The sequence below is a fragment of the Georgenia yuyongxinii genome (assembly GCF_006352065.1).
GTDB lineage: Bacteria > Actinomycetota > Actinomycetes > Actinomycetales > Actinomycetaceae > Georgenia > Georgenia yuyongxinii.
Genome location: NZ_CP040915.1, coordinates 226,574 through 252,429, shown reverse-complemented (window position 1 = coordinate 252,429; position 25,856 = coordinate 226,574). Strand labels below are relative to the sequence as shown.

Below are 25,856 nucleotides of genomic sequence, written 5' to 3'. Positions count from 1 at the left end.
CGCACGGGGGCTTGGCGCATCTCGCCGCGCGCCCCCCGGTGCTGGCCAGCCATGGGCACCCTAACCCGGATTTAGTTGATACATCAACTAAGAGCTGGGTCGGCTCGCTCACACGTTGCGCCGGTACTTCCCGCCCACCTCGAACAGCGCCTGGGTGATCTCCCCCAGACTGGCCACCCGCACCACGTCCATCAGGACGTCGAAGACGTTCTCCTCCGCGAGCGCCGCGGACTGCAGCCGCGCCAGCGCGGCCGGCCGCTCCTCGGCGTGCGCGGCCTGGAACGCGCGCAGCCGCTCCACCTGGCCACGCTTCTCCGCCTCCGTGGACCGTGCCAGCCGCAGCGGCCCCTTCGCCGCGCCGCCGCCGTCGTCGCCGTCGTCGCCGTCGGGCGCCCGGAAGGTGTTGACGCCGACGATCGGAAGCGACCCGTCATGCTTGCGCTGCTCGTACAGCATCGACTCGTCCTGGATCCGGCCGCGCTGGTAGCCGGTCTCCATGGCGCCGAGCACCCCGCCCCGGGCGGAGAGGCGGTCGAGCTCGTCGAGCACCGCGCGCTCCACGAGGTCGGTGAGCTCGGCGATGAGGAACGAGCCCTGGTTGGGGTTCTCGTTGCTCATCGGGCCCCACTCGGAGTTGATGATGAGCTGGATGGCCAGCGCGCGGCGCACCGACTCCTCGGTGGGCGTGGTGACGGCCTCGTCGTAGGCGTTGGTGTGCAGCGAGTTCGCGGTGTCGTACAGGGCGATGAGCGCCTGCAGGGTGGTGCGGATGTCGTTGAACGCCATCTCCTGGGCGTGCAGGGACCGGCCCGAGGTCTGGATGTGGTACTTCAGCCGCTGGCTGCGGGCGGTCGCGCCGTACCGGTCGCGCAGCACGATCGCCCACACCCGCCGCGCCACCCGGCCCAGCACGGAGTACTCCGGGTCCATCCCGTTGGAGAAGAAGAAGGACAGGCTGGGCGCGAAGTCGTCCACCGCCATGCCCCGCGCCAGGTACGCCTCCACGTACGTCAGGCCGTTGGCGAGGGTGAAGGCGAGCTGGCTGATGGGGTTCGCCCCGGCCTCGGCGATGTGGTAGCCGCTGATGGACACCGAGTAGAACCGCTTCACCTCGTGGGCGACGAACCACTCCTGGATGTCCGCCATCACCTTGAGGGAGAAGTCGGTGGAGAAGATGCAGGTGTTCTGCCCCTGGTCCTCCTTGAGGATGTCGGCCTGCACGGTGCCGCGCACGGTCCGCAGCGCCTCCGCGCGCAGGTCCGCGGCCTCGGTGACCGACGGCGGCCGTCCGTGCGCGGCGGCGAAGGCGTCGAGGCGCTGGTCGATCGCGGTGTTGAGGAACATCGCCAGGATGGTCGGCGCGGGGCCGTTGATGGTCATCGACACCGACGTGCTCGGCGCGCACAGGTCGAACCCGGCGTAGAGCGCCTTCATGTCCGCGAGCGTGGCGATGGAGACCCCGGAGTTGCCGACCTTGCCGTAGATGTCGGGCCGGGTGTCGGGGTCGGAGCCGTAGAGCGTCACCGAGTCGAACGCCGTGGACAGCCGGACGGCGGGCTGGCCTGAGGCGAGCAGGTGGAAGCGGCGGTTGGTGCGCGCCGGGTCCCCCTCGCCGGCGAACATGCGGGCCGGGTGCTCGTCGGTGCGGCGGCGGGTGAAAACGCCGGCGGTGTATGGGAAGTGGCCCGGCAGGTGCTCGCCGCGCAGCCAGGTGAGCAGGTCGCCGTCGTCGTGCAGGCGCGGCAGGGCGAGCCGCGGCACGGGTGTGCCGGAGAGCGACACGGCCGGCGCGACGGCGCCCGCCGCGGTGGCGAGGGTGGGCCACTCGGCGAGCAGGACGCGCGTCTCCTCGGTCAGGTGCGCCTCGGCCTCGGCGACGGCGTCGTCCAAGCCGGCGGGGGCGCCGGTGAGCCGGCCCGCCAGGATCTCGCGGGCGCCGGTCAGGTGCTGCAGCTCGCGGGCCGCGGCGGCCTGCTCGGCGGTGCGGCGGTGGTAGGCGCGCACCGCCTCGGCGGCCTCGGCGAGGTAGCCGACCCGGGCGACCGGCACCAGGGGCGCGACCCGGGTGGAGACCATGTGGTCGACGGGCGCCAGGGCGCCGTTGCCCACCGGCAGGCCGTGCCCGGCGAGCAGGTGGCGCAGGTGCAGGTAGAGGGCGGTGACGCCGTCGTCGTGCACGCGGGAGGCGACCGTGCCGAACACTGGCAGGGCCTCCGGGGCGGCGGCGAAGGCGAGGCGGTTGCGGGCCACCTGGCGGCGCACGTCGCGCAGGGCGTCCTCGGCGCCGCGCCGGTCGAACTTGTTGATGACGACGACCTCGGCGAGGTCGAGCATGTCGATCTTCTCGAGCTGGGTGGCCGCGCCGAACTCCGGGGTCATGACGTACACGGGCACGTCGACGTGGTCGACGATCCCCGCGTCGCCCTGCCCGATCCCCGGCGTCTCGACGATCACCAGGTCGGCGCCCCACACCTTGGCGGCCGCGACCATCTCGTCCAGCGCGGCGGGCAGGTCCCCGCCCGCGCCGCGGGTGGCGACGGACCGGAAGAACGTGCCCTCGGTGAGGGCGTTCATCCGGATCCGGTCGCCCAGGAGCGCCCCGCCGCCGCGCCGGCGGGTGGGGTCGACGGCGAGCACCGCCATGCGCAGCCCGTCGCCCTGGTCCAGCCGCGCCCGCAGCAGCAGCTCGTCGGTGAGGGAGGACTTGCCCGACCCGCCGGTGCCGGTGATCCCCAGGACGACGGCGGCGCTCGCCTCCGCGGCCCGGCGCAGCTCGGCGAGCAGGTGCTCGGGCAGGCGGCCGAGCTCGAGGGCGGTGAGGGTGCGGGCCAGGGCGCGCACGTCCCCGACGCCGAGCGCGGCGAGGTCGGCGGGCGGGCCGCCGGCGGCGGCGACGGGGTCGACGTCGGCCTCGCGCACCACCTCGTTGACCATCGCCGCCAGGCCGAGGCGCTGGCCGTCCTCCGGGGAGAAGATCCGCACGCCGACGTCCGCGAGCGCGGCGATCTCGTCCGCGACGATCACCCCGCCGCCGCCGCCGAAGACCCGCACGTGGCCGCAGCCGTGCGCGCGCAGCTGGTCGGCGAGGTAGGTGAAGTACTCCACATGCCCGCCCTGGTAGGACGAGATCGCGACGGCCTGGGCGTCCTCCTGCACGGCGGCGGCGACCACCTCCGCCACGGAGCGGTCGTGGCCGAGGTGGATGACCTCGCAGCCCTGGGCCTGCAGGATGCGGCGGATGATGTTGATGGCGGCGTCGTGGCCGTCGAAGAGGCTGGCGGCGGTGACCACGCGGACCGGGTGGGCGGGCACGTGGAGCGCGGGGCCGCGCTCCGTCCGGGGCTCGGCCTGCCGGTCCTCGAGCTCGGCCTGCCGGTCCGCCGTCGCCTCGGCCGGGCTCCCCGGCGCGAGCGCGAGCCTGCCCTGGGTGCCCTGCCCGTCGTTGGACATGCTTCGAGCATAGACATCCGGTCCGCATCGACCACCGCAGGAGCGTCTACCACCGGTAGATCAGCCCCCGGCAACTCCGCCGACCGGCGCACACCGCGCACCGGGGCCCTTAGCCCAGGGCGAGCGACAGCCCGCCGACGACGGCGTAGGCACCCACGACCGCGAGGATCACCACGAGCGGACGCCAGCCCTCCCGGCCGGTCAGGCACAGCCGGCTGCCGAGGGCGACGGACAGGCCCAGGATGACGAAGCTGAGCACGTCGTCCTCACGGGGGCTCTCGAAGACTCCGCCCGTCAGGCGCCAGATCAGCATCCCGACCGCCAGCACGACACCGGCACCGCCGAGCGCGAGCAGACCGATCCGTGCGGCCCCCGCGGGCACATCCGTGCCCCTCGACGCACGGGCTCCCGCGGGTCCCCCCACCACCGCGGCGCCCCCACGCAGCACCGTCCGGCGTTCGGGGTGCAGCAGCACCAGGGGCACCGCGGTCACCGCCACGGTGACCAGCCCCTGCACCAGCGCCCCCAGCAGACCGGTGTGCTGCTGGAGGAGCACCGAGGCGATGCTGCCCAGGCCGATGATCGTCAGAGTTCCGCCGACCCATGCGACCAGGCCGGAACGCCGGGCGGGCCGCAGCGCCGCCACCAGCGCGCCCACTCCGGCCGCGCCCATCCCGGCCGCCGCAGCCGCGTCGGCGTACCGGTGCAGCTCCGCGGTGCGCACCCAGCCGTGGTCCGTGGCGTCGGGGAAGAGCACCCACGGGGTGAGGATCGACTGCCACACCCCGAACAGGACGAGGAACACGAGCGCAACGAGGACAGCGAAGATCCGGAACAGCAGGTAACGGCGGGCACGGACCCTGCCGGGGACGACCTGGTCGACGGAGGTCGAGGCCATGAGGTGCTCCTGTCGAGGTTGGTCGGCGCCCCGCTGGCGCCGGCCGCACCGCGATCCTTCGGCGCCCGGCGGGCCGGGCGGCAGGGGTCGGTGTCCCGAGGACCCGGGCAACCTGCCCGAGACCTCGGGACATCGACCCGCACCGATCACCTGCACCGATGCCCCACACTGTGCAACATGCGGGCACAACGGGCGGTCGGCACCGGGCTGCTGCTGGTCAGCCTGGTCGCCGCGGTGTGGGGCGGCTGGGCCGAGTGGCAGCACCGGGCCGGCGAGCCCACCTCGATCGCGCTCGTCCAGGTCGCCCTGTCCCTCGTCGGGCTCGGCTGGGCGGCGATCGGCGCCGTCCTGACCTGGCTCCGACCGCGGAACGTCCTTGGCTGGCTCATGCTCGTCGTCGGCACGACGACGCAGGTGGCCCTGGCGGAGGAGTCCCTCGCCCGCCTCGGCGTGCTGGGCGGTGACCCGGCACACCCCTGGGACGGGCGCGGCGCCGGGCTCGCCCTCACCATCGTCGGCGGCTTCCTCATCTTTGCGCTCCTCGGGCTGCTGCCCGTGCTCTACCCCTCCGGCCGGCTGCCCGGCCCGCGCTGGCGCGCCCCGACGGTCGCCGTACTCACCGCGGCGGCGTTGATGCAGGTGCAGTGGCTGCTCGCCGCGCTCGACGACGCGTGGGCGTGGCCGTTCTCGGCCGCCCCGCACTCCACCCAGCCGGTCTGGCTGGTGTGGGCGCCGACCGCCGTGTACGCCGCGGCGACGCTCGCGGTGTGGACCGGGTGCGTGGCGCGGCTCGTGCGGGCGCGGCGCCCCGAGCGTCAGCAGCTGTCCTGGCTGCTCACGGCGGTCGTGGTCATTCTGGTCACCCAGTCGCTGGGCGACTCCACCGCCGCACTGTGGGCGCAGGCGGCGGGTCTGTACCTGCTGCCCGCGGCGGTCGCCGTGGGCATCCTGCGGTACCGGCTGCTCGGGATCGAGCTCGTGCTGCGCCGTGGCCTGGTGTACGCGGCGCTGACGGCCGCGATCGTCGCCCTCCACGCGGTCGTTGCGCTCGTGACCGGGGCCCGTCTCACCGGCGGCGCCCTGCCCGGGGTGGTCGCGGCCGCCGTCGTCGCCGTCGGGCTGACCCCGGTGCGGGTACGGCTGCAGCGCGGGGTGGACCGGCTGCTCTACGGGCACCGGTCGGACCCGGTCCGCGCGGTGGCGGACCTCGGGGACCGGGTGGCCGCCGCGCGGGAACGGGACCTGCTCGACGCCGTCCTCGAGGGAGTTCGCACGGCGGTGCGGGCCGCCGGGGCACGGATTCTCGGGTCCGACGGCGCGGTGCTCGCTGTCGCGGGCTCGTGCGCCACAGCGCCGGGGCCGCCCCGCGTGCCGGACCCGCCCGACATGCCGCCGGACTCGCTCGCCGTGCCCCTGACCGTCAGCGGCGAGCCCGTCGGCACGCTGCAGCTCGCGCCGCGCGCGCCCAGCGAGCAGTACTCCCCGCCCGACGAGCGCCTCGTGGCAGCAATGGCACCACAGGTCGCCGTCGTCGTGCGCGCGCTCGACCTCGCCGCGGCGCTCGAGGCCCAGCGCGACGCCGTCGTCGACGCGCGGCGGGCGGAACGCGAGCGGCTGCGCCGGGACCTGCACGACGGCCTGGGGCCCTCCCTCACCGGCGTGGGGCTTGGCCTGCGAGCGCTCGACGACGCCGTCGAGACGGGTGACGCCGCACGCGCCCGGGAGATCGCGTCCGTGCTGGAGACCGAGGTGTCCGCCGCCGTGACGGAGGTGCGCCGGATCCTTCAAGACCTCCGCCCGGCGCCGGTCGCCGAGCATGGTCTCGCCGCGGCACTCGTCCGGGGCTTGGCTACGCCTGGCTCATCGCTCGCCGTCGAGGTCACCGTCGGAGACCTGCCCCCGATGCCGCCCGCAGTGGAGGACGCTGTGTACCGGGTTGCGCTCGAGGCGGTCACCAACGTGCGCCGTCATGCCGCGGCCACGCGGGCGACGGTTGACGTGCGGGTCGCCGGCGCGCGGGTCGTCCTGCGGGTGGCCGACGACGGGGCGGGGTTCCCACCGGACGCCGCGGCCGGCTTGGGCCTGGCCTCGATGCGGCAACGGGCCGACGCCCTGGGTGGCGAGCTCAGCACGACGACGACACCCGGCGGCACGACCGTCGTCCTCGAGGTTCCGGTAGTCGGCACGACCGCCACGACCGCGACAGGGACGACCGGTTCGGACCCGTACGTCCAGGCACAGCCCGCCCGGTCCCCGGTGAGGGTGCCGTGAGCGCCCAGCTGCGGGTGGTCATCGCCGACGACCACCCGATGTTCCGGTACGGCCTGCGCGCCGCGCTCGAGGGAGCGGCCGAGGTGGAGGTCGTCGGCGAGGCTAGCGACGGCGCCGGGCTGGTCGCGCTCGTCGAACGGACGGCGGCGGACGTCGTGCTCACCGACCTCGACATGCCCGGCGTCGACGGGTACACGGCCATCCGCGACGTCCTGACCCGGTTCCCCGACCTGCCCGTCCTCGTGCTGACCATGCACGCCGACGACGACGCCGTCCTCGGCGGGCTGCGGGCCGGGGCACGCGGCTACCTGCTCAAGGGCGCCGAACGGGAGGAGATCGTCCGAGCCATCCTCACGGTGGCCGGTGGCGGCACCGTCTACGGGGCGCAGGTGGGCCGGCGAGTGAGCGAGCTCCTCACGCAGCGGCCGGACCCCACCTCCCGACCCTTTCCCGAGCTGACGCCGCGCGAGGAGCAGATTCTCGAGCTGGTGGCGGAGGGCCTTGGCAACCACGCGATCGCGGGTCGCCTCACGCTCTCCGAGAAGACCGTGCGCAACAACATCGCGACGATCCTCGTCAAGCTGCACGCCCCGGACCGCGCGGCCGCCGTCGCCCGGGCGCGCGACGCGGGGGTCGGCCGTCACGGTCGCTGAATCGCACCCTGTTCTCGCGGGGAGGACAGGGCCGCCACGCGATTCCGGTCGCGCTTAGCATCGGTATCCATGCCCACCCCCCTCTCTGCCGCGCGCACCACCCTGCCCTGGGCGGTGGTCGCCGGGATCGTCATCGTCGCCCTGAGCATGCGCGGCCCCATCGTCGCGCCGGCCCCGGTGCTGGGCGAGATCCAGGCGGACCTGGGTCTGTCGGCGACGGCGGCCGGCCTGCTCACGAGCCTGCCGATCCTGTGCTTCGCGCTCGCCACGCCGCTGGCGACCCGGGTCATCGGCCGCTTCGGCCCCGAGATAGCCGTTATCACCTGCCTGCTGGGGGTGCTGCTGGGCACGGTGGTCCGCTCGGCGGGGACGGCGCCCGTGGTGTTCGCCGGCACCGTGGTCATCGGGGTGGCGATCGCGATCGGCAACATCGTGGTGCCGGTGATCATCCGGCGGGACGTGCCGTGGCAGCGCGCGGCCGCCGTGACCGGTGCGTACACCGCCGCGCTCAACGTCGGTTCGATGATCACCTCGCTCGGCACGGCGCCGCTCGCCGCCGCGGTCGGGTGGCGCTGGGCGCTCGCGACGTGGGGTGTGCTGGCGCTGGGCGGGGCGCTGTACTGGGTATGGCTGGCCCAGCGCCTCCGGGGCGGCGCGGTGGCGGCACCGTCCGCCGGTGACCCGACCGCCGGCGGGGCGCACATCGGACGGATCGGCTGGCTGCTCCTCATCGCGTTCTGCGGTCAGTCCACCGCGTACTACGCGGTCACCACCTGGCTGCCGACGATCCTCGCGGACACCCGCGGCCTCGGCGCCGCCGCCTCGGGTGCCACCGCGTCCCTGTTCCAGATCGCCGCCATCGTCGGCGCGTTCGGGGTGCCGGCCCTGGCGGCCCGGACACCGGCCTGGGTGCCCGCCGGCGTGATCGGCCTGCTCTGGATGTCGCTGCCGGTCGGCCTGCTCGTCGCACCGGAGGCCTACATTCTCTGGTCCATCGTGGGCGGCGTCGCGCAGGGCGGCGGGTTCACCGCGATCCTGTCGATCATCGCGCGGGTGACCCGCAGCGACCGCGAGGCCGCTTCGATGTCCGCCCGGGTGCAGACCGGGGGGTACATCGCCGCGACCTTCGGTCCGCCGCTCGCCGGCGCGCTGAACTCCGTGACCGGGGGGTGGGCGGCGCCCCTCGCACTGGTCCTCGTGGCGACCATCGCCTACACGTTCGGCGCGGTGGGCGCCGCCCTGGCCGCCCGGGCCCCCCAGCCGGCGCGGTAGCCCGCACAGTCCAGCGGGCCGGTGCGCCCTGCGGTGGCATGATGGCGCCGTGGCCGTCCCGAACCCGGAACCCCCCGCCACGGCGGCCGGCCGGGTCCCCTCTACCCTGGCCCTTGTCCTCACGCTCGCCGGCCTGGTGGTCGTCGCCGCGGGGATGCACGCGGCCCAGAGCATCGTCGCCCCGGCGTTCTTCGCCCTGACCCTCGTGGTGGCGGGCCGGCCGGTGCAGCGCCGGCTCGTGCGGCTCGGGATTCACCGGATGCTCGCCGCCCTCCTGGTGCTCCTCGCGCTCTATCTGGTGCTCGTGGTGCTCGCCTTCGCGCTCGGCTGGTCGATCGCCCAGCTCTCGACGACGCTGCCGCAGTACGGGCCGGAGTTCGAGGGCCTCTACCAGACCGTCGCCGACTGGCTCACCTCGCTGGGCGTCCAGGTCGCCGACGTCGACCAGCTCCTGGGGGTCGTCGACTTCAACAGCATCCTCGGGGTCGTGCGCCAGGCCGCGAGCGGCCTGAGTGCCGTGGGGGCGCAGGTCGCACTGCTCGTCGTGGTGATGTTCTTCCTCGCGCTCGACTCCACCGACACGACCAGCCGGCGCGCCCTGCTGGCACGGGCGCGGCCCGGACTCTCCGTCGCCCTGTCGGGCTTCTTCGTCGCGGTGGGCCGGTACTGGATCGTCGCCACCGTGTTCGGCCTGATCGTCGCCGCCGTGGACGTCGTCGCCCTCTATGTGATCGGGGTTCCGCTGGCGGTGACCTGGGGCGTGCTGGCGTTCGTCACGAACTACATCCCCAACATCGGCTTCGTCCTTGGCCTCGTCCCGCCCGCGCTCGTGGCGCTCCTCGACGGCGGCGTGAGCTCGATGCTGTGGGTCGTGGCCGTCTACAGCGTCATCAACTTCACCATTCAGTCCATCATCCAGCCCAAGATCACCGGTGACGTCGTCGGCCTGAGCCCGACGGTCACGTTCTTCTCGCTGGTGTTCTGGGCACTCGTCGTCGGGCCGCTCGGCGCCTTGCTCGCGGTGCCGCTCACCCTCTTCTTCAAGGCGGTCCTCGTCGACGCCCACCCGGACGCCCGATGGGTGGACGCCTTCCTGGTCACCGCCGCGGCGGCGGAGAAGCCCGCGGCGGCGGAGAAGCCCGCGGCGGTGGAGAAGCCCGGGGCAGCGGCAGAGCCCGCGGTCGTGACTGACGACGATGGCGCAGCCGGTGCCGAGCCCGGTCCACAGTCCTTCCCGGACCGCCAGGAAGGCTGAGTCTCGTCGCCCCGTCGGGGGCATGGGGCGATGGTTGGAAGTCAACGCAGGGCGCGACGGATCGCCAGACCTGCGGCCGCCAGGGCACCCACGGACGCGAGCCGCCGGACCGCCGTCTTCCTGCCGCCGCCCCAGCCGCCGGAGACGGCGGCGGTGCCCGGGTCGGCCGAGGGCCGGTAGAGGTTGCCGCTCGACGGCGCCGCCCTCCGGCTGCGCCTGATGCTGCGCTTGTCTGTCAGGGTGCCGAAGGTCGCCTCGACCGCCCGCGGGGCGGCGCGGTGCTGCCAGGCCGCGGCCTTGCCGATGGCGCCGACGGTGACCTCGCGCTGCGGCGACCGGGCGAGGTCCACGATCGCCCGGGCTACCCGGTCGGCGCCGTAGACAGGCGGCACCGTGCCCACGCGGTGCCCGGTGTAGTTGGCAGCGTGCTGGTACCAGGGGGTGTCCACCGTCGCGGGCAGCACGGTGCAGACATGGATGCGCTTGTCGCCGTCGAGGCGAAGCTCGGTGCGCAGCGCCAGGGAGAGCGCGCGAACGGCGGCCTTGGAGACGGTGTACGCCGTCGACCAGGGCTGGGGGATCTCGGCCACGACGGAGGCGACGTTGATGAGCACGCCCCTCCCCTGGCGGCGCATCTGGCGCAGCGCGGCCCGGGCGCCGTTGACGTAGCCCATGACGTTGACGTCGATCACGCGTTGGAAGTCTGCCGGCGGGATGTCGTCGAACCGCGCGTAGACCCCGACGGCGGCGTCGTTGAGCCAGACGTCGATGCGCCCGAAAACCGCCACGGCACGTTCGGCGAGCTGGTCCACCGCCGCGACGTCACTCACGTCCGTGGGGACCGCCAAGGCGCGGACGCCGGCCTTCTCGCACTCCGCCGCGAGCGCGGTGAGCGCCTCGGCTCGCCGGGCGGCCAGCACGACGTCGGCCCCCTCCTTGGCGAAGCGCAGCGCCGCCGCCCGGCCGATGCCGCTCGACGCCCCGGTGATGACGACGACGGAGCCCTTGATGCGCATAACGCCTCCTCGAGTCAGGCGGCCAGAACTGTCCCGGGCGAGCACCGATGAGGCGCACCCACGGGCGACCGACGATAACCGCCCGGTCGGGCAGACGCCCGAGGAGAGCCCCGGGATAGGCTCCGCGCGCGGTCAGTCGACGAGTGTGCGTTGGTAAGGCGGCAGCACGCGTGGTGCGAGGCGCACGGAGCCGAGCCAGTCGCGAACCCGGTCGGCCTCCTCCGCAATCGCCCGGCGGGCGTCCGCGCCGACGTCCTCCTTAAGCCCGGTCACCACCACCCCGTCGGGGCGCTGAGCCCAGCCGCCCACCACGCGTCCCGCCCACCACACCGTCGGGCCGACGTTGCCGACGCTGTCCACCAGCCCGTCGGGCTGGCCGAAGTACCAGTCACGGTCACGCCATCCCATCGTGGTGGGGTCGAGCGTGGGTAGCAGCGCGGCCTCGGGCTCGGGGACCGGTGTGGGCTCGAGGTCGTCGTCGAGCACGTAACCGACGGCGCCGTCGAGGTCGACCTGCGCGTGCGGCACCGCGGCGAGAACGGCCCGGATGTCCCGGGCGGGCCAGCCGGTCCACCAGCGCAGGTCGGCTTCCGTGCCCGGACCGAACGTCCGCAGCCAGAGGCGCACGACCTCGGCGCGGGCCGCCGCCGGATCCTGATCGTCGACCGGGCCGCCGAGCCAGGACTCGGTGGTCGCCCAGTGGAACTGCGAGCTCACCCAGGTGCCGCGCGGCCGGCCGCGCACCAGCCGCCCCTGCATCGCCAGGAGTGGAAGGACCAGGGCGCCGGCGCGGTGCGTCCGCTCCCATCGCGTGCCCACGGCCGTGCGCATTGGTGCGGCCATGGCTGGCACCGCCTCGATCAGCTCGCTGGTGGTTGCCTCCTCGCGAGCGGCCAGCGCCTCGACGACGGCGTGTTCGACGTCGTCGAGCCAGCGCTCCGGGTCCGTGATGCCGCTGCTCGCGACGACGGCGGTCAGGGAGCGTCGTTCCCGAGCGGCGACCGCCCGTGTGGCCGACGCGTGGATGACGGGAATCAGCTCGCGAGGTGCGGCCCAGAGTGTGCGGCGCCAGCCCATCCACCGCACGAGCGACCGGTCCTCGACGACCGCGTGCTCGATGTCCTCAGGCCCGACACCGTTGGTGCGGGCCCGCACCGAGAGGAACACGGTCAGCGGATCGGTCGCGTGCAGGGCGACCACGTAACGGGCGGCACCCACCGGGTCGTCGGCGCGCGTCGACGGGTCGAGCCCGTGCCGGGTCACGAGCCGGGCGCGGCGCTCGGTCGCATCGAATTGCCGGACCGTCATGCGCCCCTCAAGTCGTCACGGCCCCAGCAGCCGCACGGCCTCGATGTGGCACTGGACGGGGAAGGACTCCGCGCAGGCGTCCCCGACCCACACCTCGACGCGGTCGCCCTCTGCGAGCTCGCTCGGCTCGAGGCGCTCACCGCGGGTTCCGCTCAGGGTGACCGAGTCGTCAGGGAAGAGCCGCATGCCGTCGTAGTAGCCGTCGGACGCGTCGGTGAGGACCGGACCTTCCCGTGCACTCACGAGCGCGACCACGCCGGTGACATCGGGTTCCCGAACCGGCGGGCTACCGACACCTGCGCATGCCACCGCACCCCCGGTCACCAGGAGCGCGGCGGCTGCGGCGGCACGAATCCTCACCCGACCATCATGCCCGCGGGGACCGGCGCGGCTCCCTCCTTCACCTCCTGACGAATGGCACCGAGGCAGCGCTCACGCCCTCTCAGCCGCGTCCCAGCCCGGCGGCCCGCGCCCGCGCGATCGCCTCGCCACGGTCGGCCGCCTGGAGCTTCGCCAGGACGACGGAGACGGTGTTGCGCACCGTCTTGTCCGACAGGTACAGCCGCCGCGCGATCGCCTGGTTCCCCTGGCCGTGCGCGACCAGGTCGAGGATCTCCCGCTCCCGGTCGGTCAGGACCGGGAACGGCGCGGCAGGGGCCGCCGGGCCGCGCATCGCCGCGAGCACCCGCTGGGCCACCCCGGGCCCGAACACGGCCTCCCCGGCCGCCACCGCGAGGACCGACCGGACGAGGTGGTCGCGGCCGGCGTCCTTGAGCAGGTAGCCCGCCGCCCCGGCCCGGACGGCCGCGAAGAGGGACTCGTCATCCTCGTGCATGGTCAGGATCAGCACGGCCGGCGCGTCCGCCCGCGCCCGCAGCTGGCGGGTTGCCTCCAGGCCCGACATCCCGGGCATCGTCAGGTCCATGAGGACGACGTCGGGCCGCAGCGCCGTGACGAGCTCGAGCGCCTGCGCGCCGTCGGCGGCCTCCCCGACGAGCTCGAGCTCGGCCGCCCCCGCCAGCGCGGTACGCAGCCCCTCCCGGAAGATGGGGTGGTCGTCGACGAGGAGCACGCGGGTGGCGCTCATGCGTCCGCCCGCAGCGGCAGCTCGGCCCGCACGACCGTCCCAGCGCCCGCCGGCCCGGCGCTCACCTCGAAGCGCCCGGCGAGCTCGGCGGCACGTTCCGCCATGGACGCCAGACCCACGCCGGCCCGGACCTCGACGGGCAGGCCGGTGCCGTCGTCGGCCACCTCGACCGTCAGCACGCCACGCTCGACGGCCAGCCGCACGGTGCACCGGCGCGCCGAGGCGTGGCGCACCACGTTCGTCAGGGCCTCCGTCACGATCCGGTAGGCGGCCACCTCCACCGCCGCCGACCTGATCTCGAGCCGGTCCGGGCACACCACCTGCACCTCCAGACCCGCAGCGCGCAGGTCGTCGGCCCGCCCGCGGACCACGCCCGCCAGGCCGACCTGGTCCAGCGCGGGCGGGCGCAGGCCCTCCACCGCCCGGCGGACGTCCCCGACGGCGTCGGCGAGGTGTGCCTGGATGCGCCCGAGCAGGGCGTGCGCCGCGCCGTCGGCCGGGGCGAGCCGGTCGCCGAGGGTGTCGACCTGCAGCCGGACCGCGGCCAACGTGGGGCCGACGCCGTCGTGCAGGTCCCGCCGGATCCGCAGCCGCTCCTCCTCCCGCGCCCGCACGAGGCGTTCGCGTGCCTGCTCGACCGTGTCGGTCAGCCGCACCGCCCGCACGGCGACGGCGAGGTGCCGTGCGATCGCGGTAAGCAGCGCCCGCTCACGCTGGGAGAACGCCGACTGACCGCGGCGCAGCCCGGCGACCAGCATCCCCTCGCTGACGGTGCCGTGACGCAGGTCGAACACCTCGACGCCCCCGTCAGCGTCGAGGGCGTGGGGGTGGTGCTGGATCGTCACGTGAGGGAGCCGAAGGTCCTCGGCCACCGCGGCGGCCGCCGTCGTGAGCAGCTCGTCGACGGCCAGGGTGCCCTCCAGCCGGGCGGCAACGCCGGCGAGGACCGCGTAGGGGCGTGAGCGCGCACCGTAGAGCCGTCGGTCCACCGCGGCGACCAGGCGGTCCTTGACCGCCCCCAAGGCCACCGCAACGACGACCGCCGCGACCAGCGCCGCACCTTGGCCCGCGGCGGCGCCGACGAGCTGGGTGGCCACCAGCACCGCGAGGGCGAACACGGCGAGCACGCCCACCACGAGGGTGAGGTAGACGAGCGACCTGTTGAGCACGAGCTCGATGTCGAACAACCGGTCCCGAACGATGGCGACCCCGGTCGCCAGCGGCAGCGCGGCGAGGGCGAGCGCCTCGCACATCACACCCACCGCGGCGGGACCGTCGGCCAGGGTGTTCAGCGCGAGGACGCCCGCGGCGGTCACGATGACGACGACGGCGAGCATGACCCAGGAGAGCTGCCGGACGTCGTCGTGGCGTCGCCATCGCACCACCAGAGAGATCAGCGACGCCAGCGTCACCGCGCCGAGCGTCAGCAGCCCGGCGGTCTCCAGCCCGGGGACGCCAAGGGCGCCGGCCGTGACGAGCCCGGCGCCGAGCGCGGCGAGCTGTGCTACGCCGCGCCAGCGGGGCGAGGGCAACGACCCGGTCGGAAAGTACAGGAGGGCGACCGTGGTCGCCAGGGCCCACGCCCCGCCGAACAGCACCCGCGACGTCGCCGCGGTCGTCGTCGCCAGGGGCTCGTCGACGAGGAACGAGACACCCTCGAGGAGCGGGGCCGCCGTGATGCACAGCCCCACCGCCAGGAAGACCCAACCCACCCGGTGACGGGGCCGGTGATGCACGATGACGGCGCCCATGAGCGGGTAGAGCAGCAGCGCACCGAACCAGACCAGGTCGGTCCACGCCATACGTTCCGCGGGTGGCATCAGCCGGTCGCCGAGCACGACGACGAGGGCGAGAGCGCCGCAGGCGCCGGCCACGAGGAGCCCGGGCACCCGGCCGGGACGCACCGTGAAGGATCCGTACGCCCTCATCACGCTCCTTTGCACGCCTGGACTTGCGCGCCATCATGCCGGGCCGCGCGTCCCGTCGTCAGCGGACAGGTGTCCCGGGACACGGTGGTGTTCTCGCGGGCGCGTTCGGGGACGCCCGGCCCTGCCCACCGGGACGCGGCGTGGGCGAGGTTGGACGCGATCCACCGTCCCGTGACAGAGAGGCACTGACGTGACAACGACCCAGCCGACGGCGCCCGCCGCCGTCCTCCCCCGCCCGGCGACCCACGTGGCCGCCGGGGTGGCGCTGCTCGCCACCTTCGGGCTCATGTTCACCATGTGGGGCACCCCGGGCCCCGCCGCCGGCTCCATCACGGCCGAGGAGGCGCGGTCGGTCCTCGGGGAGACCCTCGCCATGCGCGACCTCGCCATGCACGGCACCGCCGCGGCGCTGGTGGCGTTCACCGTCGCCCTTGCCGCGCTGTGGACACTGGCCCGCCGGAGCTTGGGCGACGGCGTCCTGCCGGCCGTCCTGCTTCTCGGCGGCACCATGGTGCTGCTGGACTGGTGGATGTTCGGCGCGGTGACCGGCATCCCCGTGATCGTGGAGGACCTGGCCGGCGTCACCCCAGAGGTGGCGCGCGGCTGGTACGCGCTCGGCGCGCTCCAGGAGGCGTTCGGCGACATCGGCAAGGCCGGCCAGACGCTGTTTCTCGCCGGGGTGGGCTGGACCGGGCTCACAGGCCGCTTCCTGCACCGGCCTGTGGCGTGGGCGGCGCTCGCACTGGTGCCCATGAACCTCCTGAGCCTTGCCCTGCACGCCGCACACCTGGAGGCGGCCTCGACCGCCTTCTTCCTCGCCGGCCTCTACGGCTTCACGCTGTGGCTGCCGGCGGCGGGGATCTCCGTCCTCCTGCGATCCCGCGCCGCCCGCCCGGGCGACATGGGATGACGCCGTCGTGTGCCGGTGGACGACGGCGGCGACGCCTTTCAGCCCGCCGCGACCGCCTCTGCCTCTGCCTCTGCCTCTGCGGCGAGCCACGCCCGCGCCGCGACCAGCTCCGCGACCAGCGTCTCGGTCAGCAGACGGACGTCATCATCGTCGTCGTGCGGGTATCGCAGCGCGTAGGCGGCGCCCTCGAGCTCACCACCCACGCTCACCACGGTCGTGCGGCGCGGCAGCGTCCACTCCAGGATGCCGTCGTCCCAGGAGGACCCCGCGTAGGACAGCAGCCGGTAGTCGGTGTTCTTGGTGAGGTAGACGTCCACGTGCGCCCAGTCGCCGGACTCGCAGGCGACGGCGGCGCGCCGTGGTCCCTCCCGGAGCATGAGGGCGGACTGCTGCGCCGAGCTCAGCCGCCGCGCCGGGGCGGCCACGTGCGTGCCCACCGGCCCCAGGACGAGCTCGGCCACCGCCGGCCGCCAGTCCGCCTCGGTCGCGAGCAGATGGGCGGTCGCCTCCGCGGCCTTCTCCACGGTCGCCACCAGCCGGTCACCTGGCCGGCCGAGCAGGTGGTCCTCCAGCGCCAGGAGCATCACGAGCGTGTGCTGGAAGCTGCGGCAGGCCACCCCGCCGAGCTCCGGTTCCGCACTCATGTGCACGGTGCTCGCGGCCGACCGGGTGAGGGGCGAGCCGGGCACGTTGGTCAGTGCCGCCACGGTGGCGCTCTCCTCCAGCCGGCCGAGCGCGTCGAGCGTCTCCTTCGAGCCACCCGTGGCGGAGACGGCGACGGCGAGGGTGCCGCGCCCCCACCGCGGCAGGAGGTCGCTGCTGGCCAGCTCGGCGACGGCGAACAGCCCATGCGCCCGCATCCGCCGGGCCGCGACGCCGGCGGCGTAGGCCGAGGAGCCCATCCCGAGCAGGACTACCCGCTCGGGCAGCGCGCGCAGGTGGTCCCAGGGGTTGGCCGCGCGCAGCGACCCGGCCAGGGCGGCGAGCACCTCGGGCTTGCGGGTGAGGTCGGCGAGGAACTCCTCGGGCTTCATCGTCTTCCTTCCATGAGCTCCGGCAGCGCGCCGGTGGGCACGTACGCCCAGCGGGGCAGGTGCGTGGCGGCGTAGGTGAACTCCCGGCACACCTGCCGCAGGCGGAACGGGCGCAGCAGCGCCTCCTCCAGCAGGTCGGGATGCCCGGCCGCGGCCAGCGTCGCCCGGTAGGTGTCGAGGAACGCCTGCACGAACGCCCCGGTCACCTGCTCGACCCGGGCGGCGTCGAGGTCGGGGTCGTGCCTGCGCAGCACGAGCCCGGCGTGGCGGATCGACTGGGTCATGCCGGCGACGTCGAGCGCAGGGGGGTGCGCGCGGCTGCGTTGCGCGGGCGGCACCACGGGGTTGCCGTCGAAGTCGATGACGGCGTACGTCTCGCCCGTGCGCAGCACCTGGCCGACGTGCAGGTCGCCGTGCCCGCGCAGCATGGGTGTCCCCGCCAGCTCGAGCGGCAGCGTCGCGGCCGCGGTGAGCTCGTCGCGATGGCGCTCGAGCAGTGCGTGCTCGGCGCCCGTGGTCACCTCGAGGGCGCGGCGCAGGTCCGCGAGCGCCTCCGCCTGCCAGCGCTCGACGTCGGCGGCGTCGGCGGGCCGGCGCGTGGGCAGGAGCGCGAGGTGGAAGTCCGCGACAAGCTCACCGAGCCGTCGCCCAGGCGCGCGCACGGCCGCCGGGCCGTCGGTGCACGCCCGGCGCAGGTCCGCCACCGCCCAGGTCCAGCCGTCGGCGGCGCCCGGCAGGTACGCGGCGACGCTCGCCACCAGGCGCGGCGCCGCCTCGCGCGCGGGCCGCCACTGCACGAGCCCCCACGGGCGTGGTGTGCCGGTGAACCCGGCGCGCTCGAGCAGGTCGAGGACCGTCGGGGCCGGGTGCGGGCCGTCCGTGGCCTGGAAGGTCCACTTCACCACCGCGCGCCCGCCGAGCACCACCGACTCGTTCGTCTGGTCGACGTCGATCGGGGCCTCCCCCGTCGCCGGCTCGGCGTGCCAGCCGGTCAGGGCGAAGGCCCCCACGTCCCGGCTGCCCCCGGCGAGCAGACCCGCGAGAGCCTCGGCCGCGCCGTCGCCGGCCCGGGCGCGCCGCACGCCCGGGCCGGCCGCGACCAGGGGCACCGGATAGGTGCGGCCGCGGCCGTCGGCGACGAGCGCCAGCCACCGCCCGGGCGCCAGGTCCAGGGCGTCGAGGTACCTGGGGGCGCCGGTCGGCTGGTCGTCGCCGTCCGCCCGGTGCGCCGGCAGGAGCAACGCCCAGGACGCGCGCTCGACGGCGCCGCGGAGGTCCGTCGTCACGTCTGGGCGACGCCGGCAGGCTCGAGGCCGGCGTCCCGGGCGCGCGCGTGCTCCAGGCCGACGGACTCGATGATGTCGGCCGCCCTGCGGAGCCCGTCGCGGGCGCGGATACGCTCGCCGATCGTTGCGAGACGGGCACGCAGGTCGGTGTCGGCGAGGAGCCGCTCGACCGCGCCGTTGAGCTCCTCCGGCGTGAACTCGTAGGTCTTGAGCCGGACACCGTAGCCGAGCTCATGCATGCGCTGGGCGTTGTCGTACTGGTCCCAGAAGAGCGGTAGCAGCACCATCGGCTTGCCGAAGTGCAGGGCCTCGGTGGTGGTGTTGTTGCCGCCGTGGGTGATGACGAGGTCGACCTGCGGGATCACGTTCGTCTGCGGCAGTGTGGCCGCACCCACCATGTTGCCGGCGAGGGTGATGTTCTCGGCCACCGGGCCCTTGCTGACGATGAAGCGGTGCGGGCTCTGCGCGAGCGCGTCGACGATGCGCTGCATCAGCCCGACGTCGGCTCCGCCGAGGGAGCCGAGCGAGACGTACACCAGGGCGCTGCCCTCGGGCCGGTCGGCTACTTCGGCGGGCAGCTCGTAGGCGTCGTCGGTGAGCCGGACGCTGGAGTCGATGCGGTGCCAGGAGGGGTCGAGCGGGCGGCGGTCGGTGTAGTCGGCCTCCTCGGGGTAGACGTAGAGGTTCGCCGCGTTGTCGCGGGGCATGAACTCCAGCTCGGGCAGGGGCGCGGCGCCCTGCTCGACGACCCAGGCGTTGAACGCCCCCCACATCTCGCGGTGGGTGCGCTCGAGCTCGGCGCGGAACGGCTCCCAGGCGGCGGGATCGTCCTGCGCGAGGCCGGAAAGGCCCGGGGCGACGTCCGGCCCGGACACCTCGAGCGGGTTGCACGAGACGATCCGGACGAAGGGTGCGCCGCTCGTGGTGAGGGCGGGGAAGACCACCACGTTGTCCTCGACCAGGACGTCCGGCCGGGTCTCGGCAATGATCTTGCGCAGGGCCGGCTCGGCGTACTTCGCGCCGTCGATGAGCGCCTGGTAGGTGGGCCGCACGAACGTCTCGAGCTGCTCGGTCGTGGACTTGCGGAACTCCGGCGCCGTCTCGGCGATGAAGTCGGTCCAGAACTGCCCGGCATCCTCGTCCCCGGCGTCCGGGTCGGGCTCGGCGAGGTCGACCAGGTGCTCCTCGAAGCCGAGCGGGCTCAGCCGGCCGGCCCAGGAGGACTCGGACGCGAAGACCACCCGGTGCCCACGCTTGAGGAGCAGGTCACCCAGGCCGATGCACTGGTTGGTGGGCCCGTAGGCGGACTCGGGCAGGAACAGGACGGTCAGCTTCTTCATCGGAGCTCCTTGTCGGTGGGGATGGCGGTCGGTCTGTAGCGAGGCTGGGCGGTCGGTCAGTGGAGGGCGTGAGTCGGTTTGTCGGCGCGGACTCTGGGGCGGTCGAGCGGGTGTCCGGTGGCCAGCCGGGCGTAGTCGAGGATCAGCTCGGTCGCGACGCGGCGGTCGATCATGGGATGCCGGGCGACCATGCGGTAGCCGTAGGCGTCCTCGAGGGCGACGATGTTGCGGGCGATGGCCAGGGACTTCCGCGCGAGGACGAACGCCCCGGCGGCGGCGCCGGTCTCGAGGAGCAGCTGGTACATCGAGACCTGCCGGTCGTACAGGGACGTGAGCATGGCGCCGTAGACGGGGTACCGCCCGGCGGACCCGCCCAGCTCGCACATCAGCCGGACCGCCTCGTCGTCGGCGTCGAGCGGCAGGCCGGAGGCGATCGTGACCACGAGCTTCTCCGCGGGGTCGGCAATCGCCGCGACGGTGCGCAGCCGCTCGTCGTAGAACCGCTCCATGCCCGCCCGGTTCGCCTCGACCAGCAGGGTCTGGATGTCCGGGAAGTGGTAGAGGACCGCCCCGGAGGTGAGGCCGGCCTGCTGGGCGACGTCCTTGAGACGCACGTCGGCACCGTGCTCCGCGACGGCACGCCGCGCCGCCGCGATGAGACTCTCGCGGCGCTGCTTCCTGCCTACGGGCATGACCGGATCCATCTCTGGAGGGGATGAGTCGTGGCGCAGAGCATGGCACGGGACGAACAGAAATTGAAGGGCAATTCAGGATCTTCCCCGCCAAGGGCAAAAATTGGGGCGGTCAGGGCATTGCGAACTTTGAACCGACATGCAAATCTTTGCGCCAAGGGCCTGGCACTGGCGCCGCGCCCCACCCCGATGATGTGGAGAACCCCGTGACGAAGTCCCTCCTCCGGCGCAGCACCGCCGTCGCGGCTCTCGGGACCACCGCAGCGGTCGTGCTGACCGCCTGCGGCGGTGGCACCGCTGACGAGCCCGCCGCCCTCGACCCCGACGCCGACCTCACCCAGCAGACCATCGTGGTGTCCAACTGGGAGTCCTACATGCCCGAGGACATTGCCGAGCTCGTCAAGGACGAGACCGGCGCGACGGTCAAGGTCACCCACCACGCCACCAACGAGGACCTCGTCGCCAAGGTCACCGCCGGCGGCGGCGACGGCCTCGACGTCATCTTCGGCACCGCACCCTTCCTCGAGGCCTTCGCCAAGGAGGGCCTCCTTGAGCCGATCGACACCTCACTCCTGGAGAACTGGGGCGAGCTCGACGCCTTGGCCACCGATGGCGCCGTGATCGACGGTGAGACCTACTGGGCGCCCTACACCTGGGGCACCACCGGGATCTGCTACCGCGAGGATCTCGTCGACGAGGCCCCCAACAGCTGGTACGACCTGCTGACGCCCGCGGACGAGTACAAGGGCAAGGTGACCATGATGGGCACCGACCGATGGGCGGTGCTGCCCGCACAGAAGGCTCTCGGGTTCTCCGCCAACACCACGGACGAGGCTGAGATGGCCGAGGTCAAGGACCTCATGCTGCAGGCCAAGCCCAACCTGCTCGCCTACGACGACAACACCTTCTACGAGCGGCTCATCAGCGGCGAGGCCGTCATGGTGGAGGCCTGGGACGGCTGGTGCAACTACGGCACCGCCGAGAACGACAACATCAAGTTCGTCGTCCCGGAGGAGGGCTCCGACCTGTTCGTCGATGGCATGGCGATCCTCAAGTCCTCCAAGAGCAAGGAGGCCGCGTATGCGTTCATCGACACCGTGCTGAAGCCGGAGAACCACGCCTGGGCAGCCGAGAACATTCTCTACAACGTGCCGAACCAGGCCGCCCTCGACCTGCTCCCTGACGAGCTCCTCAAGACGTACGACGTCCTCGGCGAGCGCCGTCCGGAGATGCTCGAGGGTGAGGCGTTGACGGACGTCGGTGACGCTGCGTCCCTGTACACCAAGATCATCACCGAGGTCACGGCGTCCTGATGGTCGCATCACCAGCTCGTCCCGGGCGCCGCCGCGGTCGCGGCGCCCGGCTCGAGCCGACCCTCCTCCTCGCGCCCGGCCTGCTGTACCTGACGGTCTTCGTAGCGGTCCCCGTGCTGCTTGTCGGGGCCTACATGTTCGCCACCCGCGGCCGTCTCTCAGGCGTCGAGTGGACCTTCACGCTCGAGAACTTCTCCCGGGCGCTGGAGCCGATCTACCTCAAGGTCCTGGCCGACTCCCTCTTCGTAGCCGGGCTCGCGACCGTGCTCGCGTTCCTCATCGGCTACCCGACGGCGTACGCGATCACCAAGCTGCCGCCCCGGTGGCGCACGGTGGCCCTCGTGCTGGTCGTCGTACCGTTCTGGACGAACTTCCTCATCCGGACCTACGCCTGGATCGTCCTTCTCAACAGCCAGGGCCTGGTCAACGACGCCCTGGTGGCGCTCGGCGTGGTCGACGCGCCGGTCGAGCTGCTCTACACGAGGGGCGCCGTCGTGGTGGGCATGGTCTACGCCTACCTGCCGCTGATGATCCTGCCGCTGTACGCCGCCCTCTCGAAGGTCGACCCCGAGCTGCTGGAGGCCTCCGCCAACCTCGGCGCCACCCGGGCCCGGACGTTCTGGACGGTGACGTTCCCTCTCACGCTTCCGGCCGCGCTCATCGGCGGGATCCTCGTGTTCGTGCCGACCATGGGGAACTTCGTCATCCCCGAGCTGCTCGGCGGCGGCAAGGTCTCGATGGTGGGCACGCTCGTGCGCGACCAGTTCCTCCGGGCACGGGACTGGCCCTTCGGCGCGGTGCTGGCAATGATCCTCATCATCTTGCTCGTGGTGCTGTTCCTGGTGCAGTCCCGCATCGCGCGGCACATCGAGGGCGGTGGTCGCCGTGCGTAGGACGTCGGCCACCGGGACGGGCCGGCTCTGGATCGCGCTGGCGGGGTGCGGGCTGTTCCTGTACCTGCCGATCGTCGTGCTGATCGGGATGTCGTTCAACGCCTCGCGCACGGCGTTCACCTGGGGCGGCTTCAGCTTCCGCTGGTACGGCGAGCTGGCGCGGAACGGCGACCTGATCGCGGCCCTCGGGACCTCCCTCGTCGTCGCCGTCGGCGCCACGGTCGTCTCCACGGTGCTGGGCACGATGCTCGCGGTGGGCCTGGCCCGGCACGTGCGCTCCACCGCGCTCGAGGCGGCCTCCATGGCGCCGGGGATCCTGCCGGACCTGGTTCTGGCGATCGGGCTGCTGTCGTTCTTCACGCTCGCGTCCATTCCCACGGGCACGCTGAGCGTGCTCATCGCCCACTCGGTCTTCGGCACCGCCTTCGTCGTCGCGGTGGTCCGCGCACGGCTGAACGGTACGGACGCCTCGCTGGAGGAGGCCTCCCGCGACCTCGGCGCGAACGCGGCCACCACGTTCCTTCGGGTGACGCTGCCGTCGATCGCCCCGGCGGTCGTGGCGGGTGCGCTGCTGGTGTTCACGCTCTCGCTCGATGAGTTCGTCATCGCCTACTTCACGGCCGGGCCGACCACCCAGACGCTGCCCATCGCCATCTACGCGATGGTCCGCACCGGCGTCACCCCCGAGATCAACGCGCTCGCGACCGTGCTCATCACCATCACCGTCACGGTGATCGTCGTCGCGGCCCGTGCCGTGCGTAGAACGGAGAAGCCCGCATCATGACCGTCCTCGAAGGCACGCCCACCCGGACGGCCGTGCGCCCACTGCTGCAGATCTCCGAGGTCAGCCGCGCCTACGGCGACGTCACGGCCTTGGACGACGTCTCCCTATCCATCGGCGAGAACGAGTTCTTCGCTCTCCTCGGGCCGTCCGGCTGCGGGAAGACGACGCTCCTGCGCTCGATCGCCGGGTTCGAGCAGCCCGACGCCGGCGGCATCCGGCTGGGCGGCGAGGACCTGCTCGCCATGCCGGCGCACCGCCGCCCGGTCAACCTCATGTTCCAGTCCTACGCGCTCTTCCCCCACATGAGCGTGGCGAAGAACGTCGCGTACGGCCTCGAACGGGAGAAGCTGCGCCGGGCCGAGATCGACCGCCGCGTCGGTGAGGTCCTGGAGACCGTCGGGCTCTCAGCCATGGGCGGGCGCCGCCCCGCTCAGCTTTCCGGCGGGCAGCGTCAGCGCGTCGCACTGGCCCGGGCGATCGTCAAGCGCCCCAAGGTGCTGCTGCTCGACGAGCCGCTCTCCGCCCTGGACCGCAAGGTCCGCGGGGAGATGCAGCTCGAGCTCAAGCGGCTGCAGCACGAGGTCGGCATCACCTTCGTCATCGTCACGCACGACCAGGAGGAGGCGCTGTCGATGGCCGACCGCATCGCGGTCATGGCCGAGGGGCGCCTCCAGCAGGTGGACAGTCCGGTCGAGCTCTACCGGCACCCCCGCAACCTGTTCGTCGCCGATTTCATCGGCTCGAGCACCCTGGTGCCCGGCACCGCGGCCGGCGGCACCTTCACCGCCGGCGACCTGGGCGCCCTGCCCGGCACCGTGGCGACAGATCTCACCGGCCCGGCGCACCTCGTGCTGCGGCCCGAGTGGGTCCATCTGGACGAGCCGGAGCGCGGCCTGCTGCGCGGCAGCGTCCGCGACGTGCAGTTCCACGGCGGCGGCTCGACCATCGCCGTCGCCGTCGCGGGCCTCAAGACGCCTCTGCTCGTGGGCGTCCCGGGCGCCGCGACCGTGGAGCGCGGCGCCGCCGTCGGCGTCTCCTGGAACGCCGCGGACGCCGTCGTCGTCCAGGACGAGCTCGCGTGAGCGTGCTCGGCGACGCGCGCCCGCTGCCGGTGTGGTGGGAGGGCCGGGACGTCTCCGCCGTCTCCGGCCCGCTCGTCCGGTCCACCACCGCCGACCTCGTCATCGTGGGCGGGGGCCTGACCGGCCTATGGGCCGCCATCCACGCGCTGGAGGAGTCGCCGGACCGTGACGTCATCCTGCTCGAGGCCTCGCACGTGGCGGCGGGGGCCTCGGGCCGCAACGGCGGCTTCGTGTCTGAGTCCCTCAGCCACGGGCTCGCCCACGGCGAGGCCACCTGGCCCGGCGAGCTGGACGAGCTCGTGCGATTGGGCCGGGAGAACGTGCGCGAGATCGGCGAGTTCCTCAGGGCCGAGCGGATCGGCGCGGACTTCCGGCTGTGCGGCAAGACCACGATGGCCACCCGACCGCACGAGGTGGCGGCGCTGCTCGCAGCCCACGAGCGGAACGAGCGGTACGGCGAGGAGTCCCACCTGCTCGACCGGGACGAGGCACAGGCAGACGTGCACTCCCCGACCTACCTCGCCGGCCTGCGCACCATGGGCGGTGGGCTGGTGGACCCGGCCGCCCTGTGCGCCGGGCTTCGCGACGCCGCGCTCGCCCGAGGGCTTCGGCTGCACGAGTCCACCACGGTGACCGGGCTCGAGCGCGACGGCGCCGGCGTGCGCTGCCGCACCGAGCACGGCGAGGTCCACGCCCGCCAGGTCATCATCGCGACCAACGCCTTCGACCCGCTCCTGCGCCGGCTGCGCGCCTACGTCATCCCCGTGTGGGACTACGTGCTCGCCACCGAGCCGCTGACGCCCGCCCAGCTCGCGTCGATCGGCTGGAGCCAGAACCAGGGGCTGACCGACGCCGGCAACGAGTTCCACTACTACCGGCGCACCTCCGACGACCGGATCCTGTGGGGCGGGTACGACGCCGTCTACTACTTCCGCAGCCCCACCGCCCCCGGCCGCGAGCAGCGGGACCGCACCCACGAGCTGCTCGCCCGCCACTTCCGCGAGACCTTCCCGCAGCTGGCAGACGTCCGCTTCACCCACCGGTGGGGCGGGCTCATCGACACCACCTCACGGTTCACGCCCGTGTTCGGCACCGCGCTGGGCGGCCGGGTGGCGTACGCCGTCGGCTACACCGGCCTGGGCGTGGCCGCATCCCGCTTCGGCGCACGCGTCGCGCTCGACGCGCTCGCAGGCAGTGAGACCGAGCGCACCCGCCTGTCCCTGGTCCGCAAGCGCCCCGTCCCCGTCCCCCCTGAGCCGTTGCGGTGGCCGGCCGTCCAGGTCACCCGGGCGGCGCTCGCCCGGGAGGACCGCACCGGACGCCGCGGCCCCCTGCTGCAGGTCATGGACCGCTTCGGCGTCGGCTTCACCAGCTAGGAGAAGAC

Annotated in this window: 21 protein-coding genes; 10 read left to right on the top strand and 11 right to left on the bottom strand. The window is 73.5% G+C overall.

Translation table 11 applies throughout. The annotated features are described in order from the left end of the window. Nucleotides 1-108: 108 nt before the first annotated feature. Both icmF and FE374_RS01050 read right to left on the bottom strand, forming a co-directional pair. Nucleotides 109-3,450, bottom strand: coding sequence for a fused isobutyryl-CoA mutase/GTPase IcmF (icmF, locus tag FE374_RS01055; RefSeq protein ID WP_139926845.1), 3,342 nt, complete (start codon nt 3,448-3,450; stop codon nt 109-111). Nucleotides 3,451-3,559: 109 nt separating this feature from the next. After that, a complete protein-coding gene (locus tag FE374_RS01050; protein WP_139926844.1) occupies nt 3,560-4,348 on the bottom strand; it encodes a hypothetical protein in 789 nt (262 codons plus the stop codon). A 177-nt stretch (nt 4,349-4,525) separates the two neighbouring features. Between FE374_RS01050 and FE374_RS01045 the strand changes: the two genes are divergently transcribed. From FE374_RS01045 to FE374_RS01030, 4 genes are all read left to right on the top strand, one after another. Then, nucleotides 4,526-6,619 carry an ATP-binding protein gene (locus FE374_RS01045; protein ID WP_139926843.1) on the top strand — a complete coding sequence of 698 codons (2,094 nt, stop codon included), beginning with the start codon at nt 4,526-4,528 and terminating at the stop codon, nt 6,617-6,619. Further along, on the top strand, nt 6,616-7,272 hold the full coding sequence (locus FE374_RS01040; protein ID WP_139926842.1) for a response regulator transcription factor: 657 nt from the start codon (nt 6,616-6,618) through the stop codon (nt 7,270-7,272). The genes FE374_RS01045 and FE374_RS01040 overlap by 4 nt, the downstream gene beginning before the upstream one ends. Nucleotides 7,273-7,341: 69 nt before the next feature. After that, on the top strand, nt 7,342-8,544 hold the full coding sequence (locus FE374_RS01035) for an MFS transporter (RefSeq protein ID WP_139926841.1): 1,203 nt from the start codon (nt 7,342-7,344) through the stop codon (nt 8,542-8,544). Nucleotides 8,545-8,593: 49 nt separating this feature from the next. Next, a complete protein-coding gene (locus FE374_RS01030) occupies nt 8,594-9,799 on the top strand; it encodes an AI-2E family transporter (protein WP_223173607.1) in 1,206 nt (401 codons plus the stop codon). A 41-nt stretch (nt 9,800-9,840) separates the two neighbouring features. Here FE374_RS01030 and FE374_RS01025 read toward each other — a convergent pair whose 3' ends face one another. The 5 genes from FE374_RS01025 to FE374_RS01005 all read right to left on the bottom strand — a co-directional run bounded on the left by FE374_RS01025 (nt 9,841) and on the right by FE374_RS01005 (nt 15,138). Then, on the bottom strand, nt 9,841-10,815 hold the full coding sequence (locus FE374_RS01025) for an SDR family oxidoreductase (RefSeq protein ID WP_139926840.1): 975 nt from the start codon (nt 10,813-10,815) through the stop codon (nt 9,841-9,843). A 132-nt stretch (nt 10,816-10,947) separates the two neighbouring features. Next, complete coding sequence (locus tag FE374_RS01020; RefSeq protein ID WP_139926839.1) at nt 10,948-12,123, bottom strand: winged helix DNA-binding domain-containing protein; 1,176 nt, start codon at nt 12,121-12,123, stop codon at nt 10,948-10,950. A 15-nt stretch (nt 12,124-12,138) separates the two neighbouring features. Then, complete coding sequence (locus FE374_RS01015) at nt 12,139-12,366, bottom strand: hypothetical protein (protein WP_139926838.1); 228 nt, start codon at nt 12,364-12,366, stop codon at nt 12,139-12,141. Nucleotides 12,367-12,565: 199 nt separating this feature from the next. Continuing rightward, nucleotides 12,566-13,210, bottom strand: coding sequence for a response regulator (locus FE374_RS01010; RefSeq protein ID WP_139926837.1), 645 nt, complete (start codon nt 13,208-13,210; stop codon nt 12,566-12,568). Next, a complete protein-coding gene (locus FE374_RS01005; RefSeq protein ID WP_139926836.1) occupies nt 13,207-15,138 on the bottom strand; it encodes a histidine kinase in 1,932 nt (643 codons plus the stop codon). Before FE374_RS01005 ends, FE374_RS01010 begins: the two co-directional genes overlap by 4 nt. A 190-nt stretch (nt 15,139-15,328) precedes the next feature. Here FE374_RS01005 and FE374_RS19010 point away from each other — a divergent pair, with 190 nt between their 5' ends. Beyond that, nucleotides 15,329-16,048 carry a hypothetical protein gene (locus FE374_RS19010; RefSeq protein ID WP_168205532.1) on the top strand — a complete coding sequence of 240 codons (720 nt, stop codon included), beginning with the start codon at nt 15,329-15,331 and terminating at the stop codon, nt 16,046-16,048. Between the two features lie 38 nt (nt 16,049-16,086). Here FE374_RS19010 and FE374_RS00995 read toward each other — a convergent pair whose 3' ends face one another. From FE374_RS00995 to FE374_RS00980, 4 genes are read right to left on the bottom strand one after another with little or no spacing between them, the layout of a single operon-like run. Beyond that, complete coding sequence (locus tag FE374_RS00995) at nt 16,087-17,082, bottom strand: SIS domain-containing protein (protein WP_139926835.1); 996 nt, start codon at nt 17,080-17,082, stop codon at nt 16,087-16,089. Then, nucleotides 17,079-18,368, bottom strand: a complete 1,290-nt coding sequence (locus tag FE374_RS00990) for a hypothetical protein (RefSeq protein WP_223173606.1) — start codon at nt 18,366-18,368, stop codon at nt 17,079-17,081. Before FE374_RS00990 ends, FE374_RS00995 begins: the two co-directional genes overlap by 4 nt. Further along, entirely contained in the window at nt 18,365-19,708 is a 1,344-nt protein-coding gene (locus tag FE374_RS00985; RefSeq protein WP_139926834.1) for a glycosyltransferase, read from the bottom strand. The genes FE374_RS00990 and FE374_RS00985 overlap by 4 nt, the downstream gene beginning before the upstream one ends. A 56-nt stretch (nt 19,709-19,764) precedes the next feature. Continuing rightward, on the bottom strand, nt 19,765-20,400 hold the full coding sequence (locus tag FE374_RS00980) for a TetR/AcrR family transcriptional regulator (RefSeq protein WP_139926833.1): 636 nt from the start codon (nt 20,398-20,400) through the stop codon (nt 19,765-19,767). A 206-nt stretch (nt 20,401-20,606) separates the two neighbouring features. On the opposite strand from FE374_RS00980, the gene FE374_RS00975 reads away from it, so the two are divergent. From FE374_RS00975 to FE374_RS00955, 5 genes are read left to right on the top strand one after another with little or no spacing between them, the layout of a single operon-like run. Beyond that, on the top strand, nt 20,607-21,713 hold the full coding sequence (locus tag FE374_RS00975; protein WP_223173605.1) for a polyamine ABC transporter substrate-binding protein: 1,107 nt from the start codon (nt 20,607-20,609) through the stop codon (nt 21,711-21,713). Continuing rightward, nucleotides 21,713-22,606 carry an ABC transporter permease gene (locus FE374_RS00970; RefSeq protein WP_139926831.1) on the top strand — a complete coding sequence of 298 codons (894 nt, stop codon included), beginning with the start codon at nt 21,713-21,715 and terminating at the stop codon, nt 22,604-22,606. Before FE374_RS00975 ends, FE374_RS00970 begins: the two co-directional genes overlap by 1 nt. After that, entirely contained in the window at nt 22,599-23,390 is a 792-nt protein-coding gene (locus FE374_RS00965; RefSeq protein WP_223173604.1) for an ABC transporter permease, read from the top strand. Before FE374_RS00970 ends, FE374_RS00965 begins: the two co-directional genes overlap by 8 nt. Further along, complete coding sequence (locus tag FE374_RS00960; RefSeq protein WP_139926830.1) at nt 23,387-24,472, top strand: ABC transporter ATP-binding protein; 1,086 nt, start codon at nt 23,387-23,389, stop codon at nt 24,470-24,472. Before FE374_RS00965 ends, FE374_RS00960 begins: the two co-directional genes overlap by 4 nt. Further along, entirely contained in the window at nt 24,469-25,848 is a 1,380-nt protein-coding gene (locus FE374_RS00955; protein WP_139926829.1) for an NAD(P)/FAD-dependent oxidoreductase, read from the top strand. Before FE374_RS00960 ends, FE374_RS00955 begins: the two co-directional genes overlap by 4 nt. Nucleotides 25,849-25,856 lie beyond the last annotated feature (8 nt).

Bases quoted from the DNA above. Each gene is read 5' to 3' on its own strand.
- icmF (WP_139926845.1), bottom strand. From the start codon at position 3,450: ATGTCCAACGACGGGCAGGGCACCCAGGGCAGGCTCGCGCTCGCGCCG.
- FE374_RS01050 (WP_139926844.1), bottom strand. From the start codon at position 4,348: ATGGCCTCGACCTCCGTCGACCAGGTCGTCCCCGGCAGGGTCCGTGCC.
- FE374_RS01045 (WP_139926843.1), top strand. From the start codon at position 4,526: ATGCGGGCACAACGGGCGGTCGGCACCGGGCTGCTGCTGGTCAGCCTG.
- FE374_RS01035 (WP_139926841.1), top strand. From the start codon at position 7,342: ATGCCCACCCCCCTCTCTGCCGCGCGCACCACCCTGCCCTGGGCGGTG.
- FE374_RS01025 (WP_139926840.1), bottom strand. From the start codon at position 10,815: ATGCGCATCAAGGGCTCCGTCGTCGTCATCACCGGGGCGTCGAGCGGC.
- FE374_RS01020 (WP_139926839.1), bottom strand. From the start codon at position 12,123: ATGACGGTCCGGCAATTCGATGCGACCGAGCGCCGCGCCCGGCTCGTG.
- FE374_RS01010 (WP_139926837.1), bottom strand. From the start codon at position 13,210: ATGAGCGCCACCCGCGTGCTCCTCGTCGACGACCACCCCATCTTCCGG.
- FE374_RS01005 (WP_139926836.1), bottom strand. From the start codon at position 15,138: ATGAGGGCGTACGGATCCTTCACGGTGCGTCCCGGCCGGGTGCCCGGG.
- FE374_RS00995 (WP_139926835.1), bottom strand. From the start codon at position 17,082: ATGAAGCCCGAGGAGTTCCTCGCCGACCTCACCCGCAAGCCCGAGGTG.
- FE374_RS00985 (WP_139926834.1), bottom strand. From the start codon at position 19,708: ATGAAGAAGCTGACCGTCCTGTTCCTGCCCGAGTCCGCCTACGGGCCC.
- FE374_RS00980 (WP_139926833.1), bottom strand. From the start codon at position 20,400: ATGCCCGTAGGCAGGAAGCAGCGCCGCGAGAGTCTCATCGCGGCGGCG.
- FE374_RS00970 (WP_139926831.1), top strand. From the start codon at position 21,713: ATGGTCGCATCACCAGCTCGTCCCGGGCGCCGCCGCGGTCGCGGCGCC.
- FE374_RS00960 (WP_139926830.1), top strand. From the start codon at position 23,387: ATGACCGTCCTCGAAGGCACGCCCACCCGGACGGCCGTGCGCCCACTG.